A 14,881-nucleotide genomic window follows, 5' to 3' on the forward strand; every position below is an offset into this window, starting at 1 on the left:
GTCGGATAACATTCCTTGTCGTCCGTTAAGTCCTTGTCTAGCCTGAGGCAGTCGCAGGGAATGCGACACCCTCAGGGAGAACTACGACATGGATGGCAAGCCCAAGCTGCTTGATCAGGTTCGGCAGCAAATTCGTCTCAGAAACTATTCGATTCGCACCGAGCGTGTCTACGCCGAGTGGATAAAAAGGTTTATTCGGTTTCATGCGTACCGACATCCAGTGGAGATGGGTGCCGCAGAAATTGAGGCTTTCCTGACCCATCTGGCGGTCAGGCGCAACGTCGCAGCGTCAACCCAGAACCAGGCTTTGGCTGCTTTGCTGTTCCTCTACAAGGAGGTACTGAAGCAGGAGTTGCCGTGGCTGGAAAACATCGTACGCGCCAAGCGGCCACAGCATCGGCCGGTCGTGCTCACGCGCGATGAGGTGCAGGTGCTGCTTGGCCAACTTTCCGGGGTGCCCTGGCTGGTGTCCGGTTTGCTGTACGGCGCAGGTCTGCGACTGAGTGAGGGATTGCGTTTGCGGGTCAAGGATGTGGACTTTGCCAGACGTGAGATTGTGGTGCGCGACGGCAAGGGGCAGAAGGACCGGGTAACAGTTTTGCCGACCAGTGTGATCCCCGCTCTACAGGTGCATCTGGACAAGGTCAGGAGCTTGCACAAACGCGATCTGGCTGAGGGCTTTGGGCGGACGAACTTGCCCTTTGCCTTGGCGCGCAAGTACCCCAATGCAGCAGCTGAATGGGGCTGGCAGTTTGTCTTTCCTTCGGCCAATCGCTCGCAAGACCCGCGTGGCGCAGGGATTTTTCGCCATCATCTGCATGACAAGACCATTCAGCGCCATGTGCGTGATGCGGTACGCCGAGCCGGCCTGGTAAAACCAGCCACCCCGCATACGTTACGTCACTCGTTTGCCACGCATCTGCTGGAAAGTGGCCAGGACATTCGCACGGTGCAGGGCGAGGAGGAATATGCCAAGGCGTTGCCTTGGCCCGCCGAGCGCCCTGGCCATGGATGGCCTGGGCCGGGCTTTGCCGCGAAGCCTGAGGCGAGAGCGGCAAAGTGCTGGGTCATGCTGACGTCAAGACAACGATGATCTACACCCATGTGCTCAATCGGGGTGGGCTGGCGGTATTGAGTCCGCTGGATCGGTCAGTTTGAGAATGGATGGTTTCTTGTCTCGACCTGTGCGCGGGATGGGCATGCTGTGCTGAGAGTATCCGGCATGGGCATTGGCAGATCAGCTTGCAGCCATCCACACTGCATTTCCGCCCCTGTCAGTTAGTCCTGCGAGGTAAATACCCCCATGAAGATTTTTATCACCGGTGCTTCCGGCTTTGTCGGCGGTGCGGCTACCCGGCGTCTGGTTGCGGCCGGGCATGAGGTGCATGCGATGTCACGCTCGCCCAAGAGCGATGCGCTTATCAGCCAGCTGGGCGCCGAGCCGGTGCGCTGCGATCTGGACGACGTCAGCGCCGGGCATCTGCAGGGTTGCGCGGTGGTGATCCATGCTGCGGCCTTCGTCGAGGCCTGGGGCGAAGCGGACGCCTGGGAACGCGCCAATGTCGGCGGCACCCGCAACATGCTCAAGGCGGCGCGCGCGGCCGGGGTGCAGCGCTTCATTCACATCGGTACCGAGGCGGCGCTGGTGCGTGGCCAGGACCTGCATCAGGTGGACGAAAGCTACCCATTGGCCTTCGACAGCCCCTATCCGTACTGCGCGACCAAGGCGCGGGCGGAACAGGCGGTGCTTGCGGCCAATGATGTGGCGGGCGGTTTTGTCACCCTGGTGCTGCGCCCGCGCTTTATCTGGGGGCCGGGGGATGCCACCTTGCTGCCGGTCATTCTCGAGCTGGCCAAGGCCGGGCGCTGGAGCTGGATTGACCAGGGTCGGGCCATGACCTCGACCACCTTCATCGACAACCTGGTGGATGCCATCGTGCTGGCGCTGACTGCGGGCCAGCCCGGCGGGGCCTATTTCATTCTCGATGAAGGTAATCGCAGCTTGCGCGAGATCATTTCAGGCATGGCAGCCACGGCGGGCGTGACGCTGGGCGACAAGTCGATTCCGGGCTGGCTGGCGGCCTGCGTCGGGGCGCTCAGTGAATGGTTGTGGCGGACCTTTTCGCTCAAGGGTGCGCCGCCGCTGACCCGGCATGCGGCCATGGTCATGCGCCGCGAGTGCACGCTGGTGGGGGACAAGGCCAGGGTCGAGCTGGGTTATGTGCCGCGGGTGAGTGTCGAGGAAGGTTTGCGCCGCTTGCGCGCGAGTCTGGCCGGGTAGCGTCTGTCGGTTGCTGGCGGTTTATCGTTGAGTTTCGCCGTAGGGTGGAAAACGCCGGCAGCCTTTTCCACCCTGCGGCATCGGTGGAGATCAAGCGCTTCCCGCAGCGGTGCTGGCGTGGCCTTGCTGTAGGAGCGTCGCCCCCGGCGCGAGCTTTGCTGCTGGGCTGGCCGCCCGGAGCCGGGCTTATCGCGGCGAGGGCGCCGCTCCTACAGAAGCATCAAGGGCAGTCCGGCCGAGGTGCAGCTGGCTTTGCCCGGTTGCAGGAGCATCGCCCCCGATTATGCCCGGAGGCCCGCCGTGGGCCTTGTCGCAGCGAGGGCGGCGCTCCTACAGAAGACAGTTGCTCCTGCAGGTTGTTGGGAGCAAGCCGTTAGCGCGCCGGCTCGATGGGGTATTTCAGCTTGACGATGCGGTCGCCGGAGAACGAACCGAGATAGAGGTTGCCGTTGACCTCGCGCGCCACCGTGGCGGCGCCCATCGGCGCTCCGCTGTGGCTGAGGATGACTTCGCCTTGCATGCTCAGCGGGTCGATCCGCAGGATGCTGTAGGCGAGGCTGCAGGTCTGGCCTGGCTGGCCCATGCAGGCCATCTGCTCGCGCATGGTGCCGCCATGCAGGACGGCCAGCAACCGGCCCTGGTCGTCCCAGGCCAGATTGTCCGCGCGCTCCGCCGGGGTGCTGCCCAGTTGCTTGCCGCTGATCCGGTCGAGTTTCCGGATCTCGCCGCCAAAGTACACATTGGCAAACACCGCCTGATCGTTCGCGCTGATCTCGACGCCATTGATGAAGCGGCCGCGGCTGTCCTCCAGCACGCGGAAGCCGCTGGCCGGCTGCCATTCGAAGACGTAGCCGGTGTCCATCCCGAGCATGGCCTTGAGGATGCCGCGGTTCATGCCGAACAGGTGGCCCGAGCGCTTGTCGAACATCTGGCTGGCGACGAAGCCGCCGTTCTTCAGCAGTGCCACATCGTTGACGAAGCTGCCTTCGGGCGGCACGACGCAGCCGCGCCACTGCAGGCGGGGCGCCGGCTGGTCGGTCAGCAGCTCGAACATCTCGATGGTTTCGCGCCCGCCGTGATTGACCGCGGCCACCTGCCAGCGCTGGTCGTTGCGCTGGCGCAGGGCAATGCCGTGCGGGGCGAGGGCCTGGCCCGGGTTGCCGGGGCAGTCGGCGCTGCCCCAGTTGTCGCTGTCGGCCAGCGGGGTTGTCGCCTGGTCAGCCGGAAACGCGGGGGTGAGCGTGCCGCTCAGGGTGTCGAAGAACACCAGCGAGCCGGGGTCGGCCTGCTCCATGTTGGTGCCCATCTGGCTGACCAGCAGGGTGCGGCGGTCGGGCAGCAGGACGATGTCCTCGGGGTTGCTGAACTGGCAGATCGGCTGCATGCCGTCCCTGGCCAGGCAATCGCTGATCGGCGGGATATCACTGTTGCAGGCGCCGAGCAGGCCGAGCAGGGCGGCGCCGATTGGCAGGAGCAGTCTGGTGCTGTGCATGGCTGGCAAGTCCTTTTACGGTGCCCCGCAGGCGGGCGGTGGGCTGTCATTCACTGTAGCTGTTTCTGCGTCCTGCCGGCAGGGCCGGTTAATCTGGATGCCGCGTCCGGCCGCGACAGATAGACTGGCAGCCATGACCCCCTCCCCGTGCAGTTCGTCCGGCCACGCTGGCAGGCGCTGCCGCTCAAGGCTTGCGGAGTAGACCCATGCACCAGACACCGCTGCACACACCTGTGCTGCACCAGGGCAGCCTGACGCGCGGCTTGCAGAACCGCCATATCCAGCTGATCGCGCTGGGCGGCGCCATCGGCACCGGACTGTTTCTCGGCTCGGCCGGGGTGCTCAAGTCCGCCGGGCCGTCGATGATCCTCGGTTATGCGATTGCCGGCTGTATCGCTTTCCTGATCATGCGCCAGCTCGGCGAAATGATTGTCGAGGAGCCGGTCGCCGGCTCCTTCAGCCACTTTGCGCACAACTATTGGGGCAGCTATGCCGGTTTCCTTTCCGGCTGGAACTACTGGGTGCTGTACCTGCTGGTGGGGATGGCCGAACTGACGGCGGTTGGCAAGTATGTGCAGTTCTGGTGGCCGGAGATTCCGTCATGGCTGACGGCCGCGGTGTTCTTCGTGCTGATCAATCTGCTCAACCTGTCCAGCGTGCGCCTGTTTGGCGAGACCGAGTTCTGGTTTGCCCTGGTCAAGGTGATGGCCATTCTCGGCATGATCATTCTCGGCCTGCTGCTCCTGGCCACCGGCACCGGCGGGCCGCAGGCCGCGCTGAGCAACCTGTGGAGTCACGGCGGGTTCTTTCCCAACGGCCTGCACGGGCTGGTGATGGTGCTGGCCATCATCATGTTTTCCTTTGGCGGACTGGAGCTGGTCGGCATCACCGCGGCCGAGGCGGAAAATCCGCGCGAGGTGATTCCACGGGCGATCAATCAGGTGGTTTACCGCATCCTGATCTTCTACGTCGGCGCGCTGGGGGTGCTGCTGGTGCTGTATCCGTGGCCACTGCTGCTGGAGTCGATCAATGCGGCGGGCGATCCCTACAGCGGTAGCCCGTTCGTCCTGGTGTTCTCGCTGCTGGGCCGTGATCAGGCGGCCAATCTGCTCAACTTCGTGGTGCTGACGGCGGCGCTGTCGGTCTACAACAGCGGGGTCTACTGCAACAGCCGGATGCTCTACGGCCTGGCCGAGCAGGGCGATGCGCCGCGCCGGCTGACCCGGGTCAACCGGCGCGGGGTGCCGGTACTGGCGATCGGCGTCTCGGCGCTGATGACGCTGCTCTGTGTGCTGGTCAACTACCTGGCGCCGCAGCAGGCGCTGGAGTTGCTGATGTCTCTGGCGGTGGCGGCGCTGTTGATCAACTGGGCGATGATCAGCCTGACTCACCTGAAGTTTCGCCGGGCCATGCGCGCGCGGCATATCGAGCCGGGCTTCAAGGCGTTCTGGTACCCGTTCAGCAACTACCTGTGCCTGCTGTTCATCGTCGGGATCGCCTGCGTCATGCTGAACATGCCGGGTATCCGCGTGTCGATCCTGTTGCTGCCGGTCTGGCTGGGGCTGCTCTGGCTGTGCTACCGGATCCGCCAGCGCAGGCCCCGTTCGCCTGCTGCGGGCGGTTAGCCGAAAGGCCCGGCCGGCTGCTAGCGCTGCGCCAGCAGGGCTTCGCGGAGTTCATCCGACAGCCCTTGTGGCGCCAGCCAGATGCCGAAATAGGCCTGCGCCAGGCGGCTGTCCGGGCTGCTGAACACCACCTGGCCATTGCGCTCCAGCTGCAGGCCATGCGGCTTGCTGTAGATCAGGGCGTAACGGTCACCGGGGGCAATGTCGCGGAAGCTCTCGTGCAGGCGCTCCAGTTCCGGCCGCAGGGCGTCGAGGGTGGCCGGGCTGTGCTGGCGTTGCAGCGTGGTCCAGGCGGCCTCGAGCACGTCGTCACGGCGGATGCTCTGGAAGTAGTACAGCTCCAGGCGCTGGCTGGCTTGTGCCTGCAGGGCCTGGCGCGGGGTCAGCCGGGCTTCGCTGTAGAAGGCCGCGGCGTAGACGTCGAGCCACAGGTATTCCAGTACCGCCTGGTTCTTCAGGTGCAGGCGGCTGCCGGAGCTTTCCAGTGTCGGGGCAAAACCGGCCTGCTGCAGGCGCTCGCTGTCGCTGGCCAGCGCGGTGCCGGCATACAGGCAGAGCAGGAGGATCAGTCGTTGCATGGCGTGTTCCTGGATGATGTCCGCCGATTTCGCGGTAATCGGGGCTTGAGCGTCAATCCTGGCTGTGTTGCCTGATGTTGCTTTTACTCGGGAGTGGGGTTTTCACGCTGGTGATTGCTTATTAAAGGCTTTTATACTCAACGGGTTATGTATTTCATGCGGCATGCGCCGGTATGCGTGAGCAAGGCTGCCGGGCGAGGGGAAGCGAATGATTAGAATAAAAAAAGGTCTGGATTTGCCCATCGCAGGCGCTCCGGTGCAGCAGATTGAACCGGCACGAGCAGCACGCAGCGTGGCGCTGATCGGCAAGGACTACCACGGCATGAAGCCGACCATGGCAGTCCAGGTCGGGGACAGGGTCAAGCTCGGGCAGATCCTCTTTTCCGACAAGCGCAATCCGGGGGTGCACTTCACCGCCCCGGCTGCCGGAGTGGTCAGCGCCATTCACCGTGGCGAGCAGCGGGTGCTGCAGTCACTGGTGATTGATCTGGACGGTGAGGATGAGGTGACCTTTGCCCGGTATGCGCCGGCGCAGCTGGCCAGCCTCGATCCGGCGCTGGTGCGCGACAACCTGCTGCAGTCGGGCCTGTGGACGGCCTTGCGCAGCCGGCCGTTCAGCAAGATTCCGGCGGTGGATGCCACCCCCAGTTCGATTTTCGTCACTGCCATCGATACCCAGCCACTGGCAGCCGACCCGGCGCTGGTGATTGCCGAGCAGGCCGCCGATTTCGCCTGCGGCCTGCAAGTGCTGACCCGCCTGGCCAAGGTGTTTCTATGCAAGGCCGACGGCGTGAGCCTGCCGGGCGAGGAGTTGCCGCAGGTGCAGGTGGCCTCCTTCGGCGGTCCGCATCCGGCCGGGCTGGCCGGCACGCACATTCATTTTCTGGATCCGGTGAGTGCCGGCAAGAGTGTCTGGAGCATCGGCTACCAGGACGTTATCGCGATCGGCAAGCTGTTCATCAGCGGTCGCCTGTCGGTGGAGCGCGTGATTGCGCTGGCCGGACCGGTAGTGGAAAAGCCGCGGCTGCTGCGCAGCCGCCTGGGGGTCAACCTCGAAGCGCTTTGCGCGGGCGAGCTGAAGCCGGGCTATAACCGGGTGATTTCGGGGTCGGTGCTGGGCGGGCGGACGGCACGTGGCGCCTTTGCCTATCTGGGCCGTTATCACCAGCAGGTGTCCTGCCTGCACGAAGGTGACGAGCGTGAATTCCTGCATTACCTGCGCCCCGGGGTGAACAAGCACTCGGTGCTCAATGTGTTTGTCTCGCGGCTGGCCGGGGCGAAGAAATTTGCCCTGGATACCAGCACCAACGGCAGCGCCCGGGCCATGGTGCCGGTCGGTACATACGAGCAAGTCATGCCGCTGGACATCCTGCCCACCCAGCTGCTGCGCTACCTGATTGTCGGCGATACGGAAATGGCGCAGAAGCTCGGCTGCCTGGAACTCGATGAGGAAGACCTGGCGCTGTGCACCTATGTCTGCCCTGGCAAGTATGAATACGGCCCGATCCTGCGGGATAACCTCAACCTGATCGAGAAGGAGGGCTGATCGATGGCATTGCGCAAATTCCTCGACAGGATCGAACACAATTTTGACAAGGGCGGGCGCTTCGAGAAGTGGTATGCCCTGTATGAGGCGGTGGATACCTTTTTCTATCGCCCGGGCAGCGTCACCAGGACCACTGCCCATGTACGCGACGGCATCGATCTCAAGCGCATCATGATCACCGTCTGGTTGTGCACCTTCCCGGCCATGCTGTTTGGCATGTGGAACATCGGCTACCAGGCCAACAGCATCTTTGCCGGCAATCCCGAGTTGCTGGCCAGCCAGGAAGGCTGGCGTTTCGCGCTGATCGGTACGCTGGCCGGCTTTGATCCGCACAGCCTGTGGGACAACTTCATCCAGGGTGCGGCCTACTTCCTGCCGGTATACCTGACCACCTTCATCGTCGGCGGCTTCTGGGAAGTACTGTTTGCCTCGATCCGCAAGCATGAGGTGAATGAAGGCTTCTTCGTCACCTCGGTGCTGTTTGCCCTGACCCTGCCGCCAAGCGTGCCGCTGTGGCAGGTGGCGCTGGGCATCAGCTTCGGCGTGGTGATCGGCAAGGAAGTATTCGGTGGTACCGGCAAGAACTTCCTCAATCCGGCACTGGTCGGCCGTGCCTTCCTGTTCTTCGCCTACCCAGCGCAGCTGTCCGGGGATGCGGTGTGGACGTCGGTGGACGGCTTTGCCGCTGCCACCGCACTGAGTACGGCGGCGGCCGGCGGTATCGAACAGGTGATGGCCAATGGCCTGAGCTGGTGGGATGCCTTTATCGGCCTCGAGCACGGCTCAATGGGCGAGACCAGCGTGCTGGCGATTTTCATTGGTGGGGCGGTGCTGCTGCTGAGCAAGATCGCCTCCTGGCGCATCGTCGCCGGGGTCATGCTCGGCATGATCGGCATGAGCCTGCTGTTCAACGGCATCGGCTCGGCCACCAACCCGATGTTCGCCATGCCCTGGTACTGGCACCTGGTGGTTGGTGGCTTTGCCTTCGGCATGATCTTCATGGCGACTGATCCGGTGTCGGCATCCATGACCAACACCGGCAAGTGGATCTTCGGCGCCCTGATCGGCGTGATGGTGATGCTGATCCGCGTGGTCAATCCGGCCTTTCCCGAGGGCATGATGCTGGCAATCCTGTTTGCCAACCTGTGTGCGCCCCTGGTCGACCATTTCGTAGTACAGGCCAACATCAAGCGGAGGCTCGCGCGCAATGTCTAGTCAGAAAGAATCGACGCTGCGCACCCTGATGGTGGCGCTGATCGTTTGCCTGGTCTGCTCGGTGTTCGTCGCTGGTGGTGCCATCGCGCTGAAGCCGGTGCAGGTGGAAAACCGCCTGCTCGACAAGCAGCGCAGCATCCTGGCGATTGCCGGACTCGGTGATCCGTCACTCTCCGGCAAGCAGGTCAAGGCGCTGTTCAAGGAGCGTATCGTCACCCGGGTGGTCGACCTGAGCACCGGCAAGTACACCAGCGAGCTGGATCCGCAGGTATTCGACCAGCAGAAGGCAGCCAAGGATCCGCAGTTGTCCGATGCGGTGCCGGGCGCCGAGGATATTGCCTCGATCAAGCGCCGCGAACGCTTCGCCACCGTGTACCTGGTGGAAAACCAGGGCAAGCTCGAGAAGCTCATCCTGCCGGTGCGTGGCTACGGCCTGTGGTCGACGCTGTATGGCTTCATGGCATTGCAGGGCGACCTGAACACCGTGGTCGGCCTGGGCTTCTACCAGCATGCCGAGACGCCCGGCCTGGGTGGCGAAGTCGACAATCCGAAGTGGAAGTCGCTGTGGGTCGGCAAGACCCTGTTCGATGCCGATGGGGCGCTGGCGGTGCAGGTGGTCAAGGGCGGGGTCGATCCGCACAGCCCGCAAGCAACCCATCAGGTCGATGCTCTGGCTGGCGCGACGCTGACCAGCAACGGGGTGAACAACCTGCTGCACTACTGGCTGGGTGAGGGTGGCTTCGGGCCGTTCCTGGTCAACCTTGGCAAAGGGGAGGCATAAGCATGTCGCAACCAACCATCAAGAGCGTGCTGCTCGATCCGATCGTGCACAACAACCCCATCGGCCTGCAGATCCTCGGGATCTGCTCGGCGCTGGCGGTGACTTCGAGCCTGAAGACGGCGCTGGTCATGGCCATCGGCCTGACCGTGGTCACCGGTTTCTCCAACCTGTTCATTTCCATGGTGCGCAGCCAGATTCCCAGCTCGATCCGCATGATCGTGCAGATGGTGATCATCGCCTCGCTGGTGATCGTGGTCGACCAGGTGCTCAAGGCCTTCGCCTACAGCCTGTCGAAACAGCTCTCGGTATTCGTCGGCCTGATCATCACCAACTGCATCGTGATGGGCCGCGCCGAAGCCTTTGCCATGCAGAACCCGCCACTGCTGTCGTTCTTCGATGGCATCGGCAATGGCCTGGGCTACAGCGCCATGCTGATCGTGCTGGGGGTGTTCCGCGAGCTGTTCGGCGCCGGCAAGCTGCTGGGCTATACCGTCCTGCCGACGGTGAATGACGGCGGCTGGTACCAGCCCAACGGCCTGTTGCTGCTGCCGCCCTCGGCGTTCTTCCTGATCGGCCTGATCATCTGGGCCCTGCGTACCTGGAAGACCGAACAGAAAGAGGCGCCGGCGTTCAAGATGGCGCCGCATGTCAGCAACAAGGAGGCCTACTGATGGAACATTACATCAGCCTGTTCGTCCGCTCGGTGTTCATCGAGAACATGGCACTGGCCTTCTTTCTCGGCATGTGCAGCTTCATCGCCATCTCCAAGAAAGTCGAAACCGCCATCGGCCTGGGCATCGCGGTGGTCCTGGTGCAGGCCATCACCGTGCCGGCCAACAACCTGCTGTACACCTGGCTGCTCAAGGACGGTGCGCTGGCCTGGGCCGGGCTGCCGGAGGTGGACCTGTCGTTTCTCGGTCTGCTCAGCTACATCGGGGTGATCGCCGCCATCGTGCAGATCCTCGAGATGGTCCTGGATAAGTACATGCCGGCGCTGTACAACGCGCTCGGCGTGTTCCTGCCGCTGATCACGGTGAACTGCGTGATCATGGCCGGCTCGCTGTTCATGGTGGAGCGTGACTACAACCTCGGCGAGAGCGTGGTCTACGGCTTTGGTTCCGGGTTGTCCTGGGCGATTGCCATCGCCCTGCTGGCCGGCATTCGCGAAAAGCTCAAATACAGCGATGTCCCCGAAGGCTTGCAGGGCCTGGGCATCACCTTCATTACCATCGGCCTGATGTCACTCGGCTTCATGTCATTCGGCGGCATCAAGCTGTAGGGAGAGCAGGATGGGCTTTGAAATATTACTTGCCATCGGCATGTTCACCGGCATCGTCCTGGCGCTGGTGCTGATCATTCTGGCGGCCCGTGCCAAGCTGGTTTCCAGCGGTGATGTGAGCATTCTGATCAACGGCGAAAGAACCATCACCGTGCCCGCTGGCGGCAAGCTGCTGCAGACCCTGGCGTCGAACCAGGTGTTCCTCTCGTCCGCCTGTGGAGGCGGTGGTACCTGCGCGCAGTGCAAGTGCATCGTCGAGTCGGGTGGCGGCGAGATGCTGCCAACCGAGGAGTCGCATTTCACCAAGCGCCAGGCCAGGGCCGGCTGGCGCCTGTCCTGCCAGACCCCGGTCAAGCAGGACATGCGCATCGAGGTGCCGGAAGAGGTCTTCGGCGTGAAGAAGTGGGAGTGCACGGTGGAGTCCAATCCCAACGTGGCCACCTTCATCAAGGAACTGACCCTGCGCCTGCCGGAAGGCGAGAGCGTGGACTTCCGTGCCGGTGGCTATGTGCAACTGGAATGCCCGCCGCACGAGGTGCACTACAAGGACTTCGACATCCAGCCCGAGTACCGCGGCGACTGGGACAAGTTCAACCAGTGGAAGTACGTGTCCAAGGTCGACGAGACGGTGATCCGCGCCTACTCCATGGCCAACTACCCGGACGAGAAGGGCATCGTCAAATTCAACATCCGCATTGCCTCGCCACCGCCGGGCAAGGATCACCTGCCGGCTGGCCAGATGTCCTCGTGGGTATTCGGCCTGAAGCCGGGCGACAAGGTCACGGTGTACGGGCCGTTTGGCGAATTCTTTGCCAAGGACACCGATGCCGAGATGATCTTCATCGGCGGCGGTGCCGGCATGGCGCCAATGCGCTCGCACATCTTCGACCAGCTCAAGCGCCTGGGGTCCAGGCGCAAGATCAGCTTCTGGTACGGCGCGCGTTCACTGCGCGAGGCCTTCTATGTGGAAGAGTACGACCAGTTGCAGGCCGAGAACCCGAACTTCCAGTGGCATCTGGCGCTCTCCGATCCGCAGCCGGAGGACAACTGGACCGGCCTCAAGGGCTTCATTCACAACGTGCTGTACGAGAACTACCTGAAGGAGCATCCGGCCCCGGAAGATTGCGAGTTCTACATGTGCGGCCCGCCGATGATGAATGCCGCGGTGATCAAGATGCTGCTGGACCTGGGGGTCGAGCGCGACAACATCCTGCTGGATGACTTTGGTGGCTAGACCTTGGACGGCCTGGCTGGCGTGCGCGCGCCAGCCTTGGTGCCGGGTTTGCACCGTGCTGGCCAGCCTGCTGCTCGGCGGCTGTGGACCGGCGCTCGAGGAGCTGAGCGGCCCGACCATGGGCAGCACCTACTCGATCAAGTACGTACCGGCTCAGGCGAGCGCCGATCGCGCCGGCATTCAGGCCGGGGTGCTGGCGATTCTGGCAGAGGTCGACCAGCAGCTGTCCACCTACCGGGCCGACTCATTGGTGTCGCGCTTCAATGCCCTGCCGAGCGGCAGCTGCATGGCTATGCCGGAAGCCGTGCTGAGTCTGGTCAAGGCTGGCGAGCAGCTGTCGCACGAGAGTGAGGGTGCGTTCGACCTTACCATCGAGCCGCTGATCAACCTGTGGGGCTTCGGGCCGCAATCGCGCGGCGAGCAGGTGCCGTCGGCAGAACAGATTGCCGCCGCCCGTACGCAGATGGGCCACCAGTATCTGCAGGTGGATGGCCGGCAGCTGTGCAAGCAGCGGGCGCTCCAGCTGGACTTCAACAGCATCGGTGCCGGCTACGCGGTGGACCGGGTTGCCGCGCTGCTCGAACAGCAGGGGATCACCAGCTATCTGGTGGATATCACCGGTGAGTTGCGCGCCCATGGGCGCAAGCCGGATGGCTCTTTCTGGCAGATCGGCATCGAAGAGCCCCAGCCTGGCCAGCCGGTGGCCGCCAGGGTGCTCGCGCTGGATGATCTGGCGGTATCGACCTCGGGGGATTACCGTAACTACTTTGAGCAGGACGGCCAGCGCTATTCACACAGCATTGACGCCCGCAGCGGCGCGCCGATCAGTCATCGCCTGGCTTCGGTCAGCGTGGTGGACCCTTCGGCCATGCGCGCCGACGGGCTGTCGACCGTGTTGCTGTTGCTGGGCCCGGAGCAGGGCTTCGAATTTGCCCAGCAGCGGGATATTGCGGCGCTGTTTATCAGTCGAACCGACAAGGGCTTCGTCAGTCGGGGTACTCGTGCATTCGACAGTCGTTTCGCCAAAGGAGCCGGAAGATGACTTGGTTGCTGGTGTTTCTCATCATGCTGCTGGTGGTGCTGGGCATGTCGATTGGCGTGATCTTCGGCCGCCAGCCGATTGCTGGTTCATGTGGCGGCATCGCCAATCTGGGCATCGAAAAGGAATGCTCGATCTGCGGCGGTAGCCGCGAGAAGTGCGAGGAAGTCAACCGAGACCAGGGAACCGGCGCAGTTGGCACAGAACTGGCCGAGGATGCGACCAAGCGCTAATGGTCAGGGCGCATGCATCCGGTTAGCCTGACAGGGCGTGCTACCGGCATCTGTGGCGCAGTCATCCAGAGCAGATTCTTTCCGGTCATGGCTTGGCCGGTCATGGCATTTTTGCTTGCGCTTGCTGGCGCAGCGGTGGTTTTCAAGGAGTAAGTATGGCGGTCTACAACTATGACGTGGTGGTGCTGGGTTCCGGTCCTGCCGGGGAGGGCGCGGCAATCAACGCAGCCAAGGCCGGACGCAGGGTGGCAATGGTCGACAGTCGCGCGCTGGTTGGCGGCAACTGCACCCACCTGGGCACCATCCCGTCGAAGGCGCTGCGCCATTCGGTGCGGCAGATTATGCAGTACAACACCAACCCGTTGTTCCGCCAGATCGGCGAACCACGCTGGTTTGCCTTTCCCGATGTGCTCAAGAGCGCCGAGCGGGTCATCGCCAAGCAGGTGACCTCGCGCACCAGTTACTACGCGCACAACCGGATCGACACCTTCTTCGGCATGGCCAGCTTCAGCGATGCGCAAACGGTGCAGGTCGACTGCCTGAACGGCCTGCAGGAAACCCTGGTGGCCGAGCAGTTCATCATTGCCACCGGTTCCCGCCCGTACCGCCCGGCGGATGTCGACTTCAGCCATCCGCGGGTCTACGACAGCGACACCATTCTCTCGCTGAGCCATACGCCGCGGCGGCTGATCATCTACGGCGCCGGGGTGATCGGCTGCGAATACGCCTCGATCTTCAGCGGCCTGGGCGTGCTGGTAGACCTGATCGACAACCGCGACCAGCTGCTCAGCTTCCTCGATGACGAAATCTCCGATGCGCTGAGTTACCACCTGCGCGGCAACAATGTGGTGATCCGCCACAACGAGGAGTACGAGCGGATCGAGGGGCTGGATAACGGGGTGGTGCTGCACCTGAAGTCGGGCAAGAAGCTGCGCGCCGATGCCCTGCTGTGGTGCAACGGCCGCACCGGCAACACCGACAAGCTGGCGCTGGAGAATATCGGCCTGAGCGTGAATGGCCGCGGGCAGTTGCAGGTCGACCAGAACTACTGCACCTCGGTGCCGAATATCTATGCGGCGGGGGATGTGATCGGCTGGCCAAGCCTGGCCAGCGCCGCCTACGACCAGGGCCGCTCGGCGGCCGGCAGCATCGTCGAAAACAACAGCTGGCGCTTTATCGATGACGTGCCGACCGGCATCTACACCATTCCGGAAATCAGTTCGCTGGGCAAGACCGAGCGCGAGCTGACCCTGGAGCAGATCCCCTACGAGGTCGGCAAGGCGTTCTTCAAGGGCATGGCGCGGGCGCAGATCGCGGTCGAGCCGGTGGGCATGCTGAAAATCCTCTTTCACCGCGAAACCCTGCAGATCCTCGGCGTGCACTGCTTCGGCTATCAGGCCTCGGAGATCGTGCACATCGGCCAGGCGATCATGAACCAGAAGGGCGAGGCGAATACCATCAAGTACTTCGTCAATACCACCTTCAACTACCCGACCATGGCCGAAGCCTACCGGGTGGCGGCGTTCGACGGGTTGAACCGGTTGTTCTGAATCTCGCGCGTCAAGCTGCTGCAGTCAC

Annotated in this window: 13 protein-coding genes and 1 pseudogene; 12 read left to right on the forward strand and 2 right to left on the reverse strand. The window is 63.3% G+C overall.

Annotated elements, in window-relative coordinates; translation table 11 throughout:
- Positions 1 to 88: 88 nt before the first annotated feature.
- A pseudogene (locus tag ISX93_RS14665) lies at positions 89 to 1,158 on the forward strand (integron integrase).
- A gap of 145 nt (positions 1,159 to 1,303) precedes the next feature.
- Entirely contained in the window at positions 1,304 to 2,281 is a 978-nt protein-coding gene (locus tag ISX93_RS14670) for an NAD-dependent epimerase/dehydratase family protein (RefSeq protein WP_195779492.1), read from the forward strand.
- A 373-nt stretch (positions 2,282 to 2,654) separates the two neighbouring features.
- Here ISX93_RS14670 and ISX93_RS14675 read toward each other — a convergent pair whose 3' ends face one another.
- Complete coding sequence (locus tag ISX93_RS14675) at positions 2,655 to 3,773, reverse strand: hypothetical protein (RefSeq protein ID WP_195779493.1); 1,119 nt, start codon at positions 3,771 to 3,773, stop codon at positions 2,655 to 2,657.
- A gap of 206 nt (positions 3,774 to 3,979) precedes the next feature.
- On the opposite strand from ISX93_RS14675, the gene ISX93_RS14680 reads away from it, so the two are divergent.
- A complete protein-coding gene (locus ISX93_RS14680) occupies positions 3,980 to 5,398 on the forward strand; it encodes an amino acid permease (protein WP_195779494.1) in 1,419 nt (472 codons plus the stop codon).
- 20 nt (positions 5,399 to 5,418) lie between these two features.
- On the opposite strand, the gene ISX93_RS14685 is transcribed toward ISX93_RS14680, so the two are convergent.
- Entirely contained in the window at positions 5,419 to 5,976 is a 558-nt protein-coding gene (locus ISX93_RS14685) for a chalcone isomerase family protein (RefSeq protein WP_195779495.1), read from the reverse strand.
- Between the two features lie 208 nt (positions 5,977 to 6,184).
- On the opposite strand from ISX93_RS14685, the gene ISX93_RS14690 reads away from it, so the two are divergent.
- From ISX93_RS14690 to sthA, 9 genes are all read left to right on the forward strand, one after another.
- Entirely contained in the window at positions 6,185 to 7,522 is a 1,338-nt protein-coding gene (locus ISX93_RS14690; protein WP_195779496.1) for a Na(+)-translocating NADH-quinone reductase subunit A, read from the forward strand.
- 3 nt (positions 7,523 to 7,525) lie between these two features.
- Positions 7,526 to 8,737: an NADH:ubiquinone reductase (Na(+)-transporting) subunit B gene (locus ISX93_RS14695; protein WP_195779497.1), complete on the forward strand. Its 1,212-nt coding sequence runs from the start codon at positions 7,526 to 7,528 to the stop codon at positions 8,735 to 8,737.
- Complete coding sequence (locus ISX93_RS14700; protein WP_195779498.1) at positions 8,730 to 9,518, forward strand: Na(+)-translocating NADH-quinone reductase subunit C; 789 nt, start codon at positions 8,730 to 8,732, stop codon at positions 9,516 to 9,518. Before ISX93_RS14695 ends, ISX93_RS14700 begins: the two co-directional genes overlap by 8 nt.
- Positions 9,515 to 10,189 carry an NADH:ubiquinone reductase (Na(+)-transporting) subunit D gene (locus ISX93_RS14705; protein ID WP_195779644.1) on the forward strand — a complete coding sequence of 225 codons (675 nt, stop codon included), beginning with the start codon at positions 9,515 to 9,517 and terminating at the stop codon, positions 10,187 to 10,189. Before ISX93_RS14700 ends, ISX93_RS14705 begins: the two co-directional genes overlap by 4 nt.
- Entirely contained in the window at positions 10,189 to 10,797 is a 609-nt protein-coding gene (gene nqrE / locus ISX93_RS14710) for an NADH:ubiquinone reductase (Na(+)-transporting) subunit E (protein WP_195779499.1), read from the forward strand. The genes ISX93_RS14705 and nqrE overlap by 1 nt, the downstream gene beginning before the upstream one ends.
- A gap of 10 nt (positions 10,798 to 10,807) precedes the next feature.
- On the forward strand, positions 10,808 to 12,031 hold the full coding sequence (gene nqrF / locus ISX93_RS14715) for an NADH:ubiquinone reductase (Na(+)-transporting) subunit F (RefSeq protein WP_195779500.1): 1,224 nt from the start codon (positions 10,808 to 10,810) through the stop codon (positions 12,029 to 12,031).
- A 16-nt stretch (positions 12,032 to 12,047) separates the two neighbouring features.
- Positions 12,048 to 13,073, forward strand: coding sequence for an FAD:protein FMN transferase (locus ISX93_RS14720; RefSeq protein ID WP_374987701.1), 1,026 nt, complete (start codon positions 12,048 to 12,050; stop codon positions 13,071 to 13,073).
- Complete coding sequence (gene nqrM / locus ISX93_RS14725) at positions 13,070 to 13,303, forward strand: (Na+)-NQR maturation NqrM (protein ID WP_195779502.1); 234 nt, start codon at positions 13,070 to 13,072, stop codon at positions 13,301 to 13,303. The genes ISX93_RS14720 and nqrM overlap by 4 nt, the downstream gene beginning before the upstream one ends.
- Positions 13,304 to 13,458: 155 nt before the next feature.
- Positions 13,459 to 14,853 (forward strand): Si-specific NAD(P)(+) transhydrogenase, encoded by a 1,395-nt coding sequence (gene sthA / locus ISX93_RS14730; protein WP_195779503.1) that lies wholly within the window; start codon positions 13,459 to 13,461, stop codon positions 14,851 to 14,853.
- Positions 14,854 to 14,881: the final 28 nt, after the last annotated feature.

Source organism: Pseudomonas sp. N040 (assembly GCF_015637705.1).
Lineage (GTDB): Bacteria > Pseudomonadota > Gammaproteobacteria > Pseudomonadales > Pseudomonadaceae > Aquipseudomonas.